Below are 3,454 nucleotides of genomic sequence, written 5' to 3' on the forward strand. Positions count from 1 at the left end.
GCGGCGGACCCGGAGTGGATGAGCTTCTTCCGCGAGGCGGAGCTGGAGATGCTGGAGGCCCAGTGCTGGGCGGCCCTGGGCGACTGGTCGCGCGCCGCGCGCCATGCCGCGCGGGCGGTGCGGCTCCAGGACCCGCACTTCACCCGGAACCTCGCGCTGTACCGGGCGGAGCTGACCGTGGACCTGGCGCGGGCGGGCCGGGCGGAGGAGGCGGCGGCGGCCGGCCACGCGGTCCTGGACCTGCTGGACGAGGTCCGCTCCTCGCGCATCCGGGCGATGCTGGACGACGCGGTGGGGGCCCTGGGGCCGCGGACGGGGGCGCCGCCGGAGGTCCGGGGCTTCCTGGACCGGGTCGGCTCCGGCCCGTCCGGCGGCTGAGGACGGGGCCCCGCGCCGGGTCCGGGCCTGCGGGGCCCGGACCGGACGGTCAGCGTTCCAGGTGCCCGGTGTCGTTCCAGCGCTGGATGGCCGGGGCGCCGTACGCCCAGCCGAGGACGGAGAGCGACGTCGGGGCGAGCCAGACGCGCGCGCCGAAGGAGAGGTCCTCGCCCAGCCACCGGGCGCCCAGCGCCCGCAGGATGTGGCCGTGCGCGAAGACCAGCACGTCCCGGTCGGCGGAGCGGGCCCACTCCACGATCGCGTCGGCCCGGGCCGCCACCTCGGCGGTGCTCTCGCCCTCGGGCACGCCGTCGCGCCAGATGAACCAGTCCGGCCGTTCCGCCTTGATCTCCGCCGGGGTCAGCCCCTCGTACGCCCCGTAGTCCCACTCCATCAGCATGTCCCACGGTTCGGCGCGGTCGCCGAAGCCGGCCAGCTCGCAGGTCTCGGAGGCCCGGACGAGCGGGCTGGTGCGGACCTCCAGGTCGCGCAGTTCGGCCCACGGCCCCCGGTGCAGGCGCTCGCCGAGGAGCTTGGCCCCCTCGCGTCCGGCGTCGAGCAGCGGGATGTCCGTCCTGCCGGTGTGCCTGCCGTTGAGGGACCATTCCGTCTGCCCGTGCCGGGCGAGCAGGATGCGCGGTGCCATATAAGGGTTCTCCCTGAAAAAGCCGGGACCGGGGTTGCGGAATCTGAGATCTTGTTCCCATCATCCCGTACGTGCCGATGAGGCAACCCGGCGGGCCGCCCCGGCGTCCCACACACCACAGAGGCAATGAGCAGTAACTGAGGGGTGCCGACCACACCCCCGGGGGACACGCGGCCGAGGCGCACCGTACGGTTGAACGCCCGCAGTCGGCCGCATGAAAACGTGATGGAGAAGTTCCGGATGCCGCACGCCACCCACGCGCCCGCTCCGCGCCACCGGCCCCGCTGGTGGACCGAGCTGCCGCTCCTGGCCCTGGTGTACGCGGCGTACTCCGGGGGCCGTCTCCTGGCACGCGGCGACGTGTCCACGGCCGTGGACCACGGCCTGGCGATCCTGCGCCTGGAGCAGGCGCTGTACCTGAACGCGGAGCACCCGCTCAACCGCCTGTTCACGGCGCACGCCTGGGTCGGCGTGCCGTCCGACTTCGCGTACGCCTCGCTGCACTACGTGGTCACGCCGGCGGTGCTCATATGGATGTTCCGGCGCCACTCCGCGCTCTACCGCAGGGCCCGCACCTGGCTGATGACCTCGACGATGTTCGGGCTGATCGGCTTCACGCTGATGCCGACCTGCCCGCCGAGGCTGCTGGACGCGAAGCACGGCTTCGTGGACACGATGGCCCAGTACAGCTCGTACGGCTGGTGGGGCACGGAGGCGAGCGCGCCGCGCGGCATGGGCGGCATGACCAACCAGTACGCCGCGATGCCCAGCCTGCACGTGGGGTGGGCGCTGTGGTGCGGCATCCTGCTGTGGCGGCACGCCAAGCACCCGCTGCTGCGGGCGGCCGGCGTCGCCTACCCGCTGGTGACCACGTTCATCGTGATGGGCACCGCCAACCACTACTTCCTGGACGCCGTCGCCGGCTGCGCCGTGATGGGCGTCGGGGCCCTGCTGGCCCGGCCCGTGATGCGCCTCGCCGACCGGGTCCGGACGGCGGCCCTCGTCCGCTTCGGCCGGGCGGGCGTGGCCGCGGAGTCCCCGGATGTCAGTGCCGGGTGCGAGACTTCGGCGGGTGAGCGAATCCCCGGCCAGCGGACCTCCTCCGCAGAACCATCCGACGCGGCGGCGGCCGGCCCGCCCCGCCGGGCCGACGCCTCCGACCGGACAGGACGCGCCGCCCCCGACGGCGACCCTGCGACGGCGGCTCGCTGAGCTGAGGGGCCCGGCGGTCGCCCCGCGCCCGCTGGACGCCCGCGCGCTCGCGGCCCTGGCCGCCAATCCGGGCTGCAAGCGCCGCGCCCTGCTCGACGGCGCCGGGGTGGACAAGGGCGCGCTCGCCTCCGCGCTGGGCTCACCGGCGCCGTTCGGCCAGTCCCAGTTCGCCTTCATGCGGGGCAACGCCTTCGAGGCCCGGGTCAAGGCCGACGGCGGCACGGAGCTGATGCGGCTGCTGCACGAACGGCTCGGGGGCGGCGGCGAACCGCCGCGCGAGGTCCGGGTGCCCGATCTGGCCGCCGCCGGGCCCGAGGGCCGCGCCGCCAGGACCGCGCTCGCGCTGCGCGAGGCGACGGAGGCGGCCGGCTGGGCGCTCCTCGACCACCCGATGCTGGCCCTGGAGGTGGCGGGCTCGCCGGCCTATCTGGAACCGGACGCGGTGGTGGTGCACCCGGACGGCACGTGGACGGTCGTCGAGATCAAGTCGTTCCCCATGATCGACGGCTCGGCGGACGCCGCGAAGGTGGGCGCCGCGGCCCGCCAGTCCGCGGTCTACGTGCTGGCCCTGGAGCGGGTCGCGGAGGTCACGGCCGGGGCGCGGGTGGGCCACCGGGTGCTCCTGGTGTGCCCGAAGGACTTCTCCAACCTGCCCGCCGCCTCCGTCGTGGACGTACGCAAGCAGCGCGCGGTCACCCGCCGCCAGCTGACCCGGCTGACCCGCGTCGAGGAGATCGCGGCGGACCTGCCCGAGGGCGCCACCTTCGACCCGGAGCGCTCCCCCGAGGAGCTGGAGTCGGCCGTCGAGTCGGTCGCCGCGGCCTACGCCCCGGAGTGCCTGTCCGCCTGCGAACTGGCCTTCCACTGCCGGGCGCGGGCCCGCGCCGAGGGCGCCGTGGAGGCGCTGGGACGCGGGGTGCGCGGGGAGCTGGGCGGACTGACGACGATCGCCGGGGTGCTGGCGGCGGCCGCGGGCAAGGAGGGCGATCCGGCGGACCCGGCGGTCGCCGCCCTGCGCCGCGCGGCGGCCCTGCGCGCCGAGGCCCTGGAGGGGCGGGCCGTATGTCACTGATCAGCACCCTGGCCCGGATGGAGGCCGTGGAGTGCGGCCGGGCCCGGCCCACGGCCACCGTCCGCCACCGCCGGCTGACGGACCGGCCGCTCGTCCTGGTGCCGCTGACGACGGCGGGCGAGGCGGGCGCCCCGCCCCGCGCCCTC

General features: G+C 75.7%; 3 protein-coding genes and 1 pseudogene. 3 read left to right on the forward strand and 1 reads right to left on the reverse strand.

What is annotated here, in order from left to right:
- Positions 1 to 378: pseudogene (locus tag MHW47_RS33595) on the forward strand (tetratricopeptide repeat protein); the annotation flags it as partial.
- Between the two features lie 49 nt (positions 379 to 427).
- Here the strand turns inward: MHW47_RS33595 and MHW47_RS33600 are convergent.
- Positions 428 to 1,024, reverse strand: a complete 597-nt coding sequence (locus MHW47_RS33600; protein ID WP_239227631.1) for a histidine phosphatase family protein — start codon at positions 1,022 to 1,024, stop codon at positions 428 to 430.
- Between the two features lie 240 nt (positions 1,025 to 1,264).
- Here MHW47_RS33600 and MHW47_RS33605 point away from each other — a divergent pair, with 240 nt between their 5' ends.
- A complete protein-coding gene (locus MHW47_RS33605) occupies positions 1,265 to 2,236 on the forward strand; it encodes a phosphatase PAP2 family protein (RefSeq protein WP_239227632.1) in 972 nt (323 codons plus the stop codon).
- Positions 2,217 to 3,308 (forward strand): hypothetical protein, encoded by a 1,092-nt coding sequence (locus MHW47_RS33610; RefSeq protein ID WP_239227633.1) that lies wholly within the window; start codon positions 2,217 to 2,219, stop codon positions 3,306 to 3,308. The genes MHW47_RS33605 and MHW47_RS33610 overlap by 20 nt, the downstream gene beginning before the upstream one ends.
- Positions 3,309 to 3,454: the final 146 nt, after the last annotated feature.

It is taken from the genome of Streptomyces sp. OfavH-34-F (assembly GCF_022347745.1).
GTDB lineage: Bacteria > Actinomycetota > Actinomycetes > Streptomycetales > Streptomycetaceae > Streptomyces.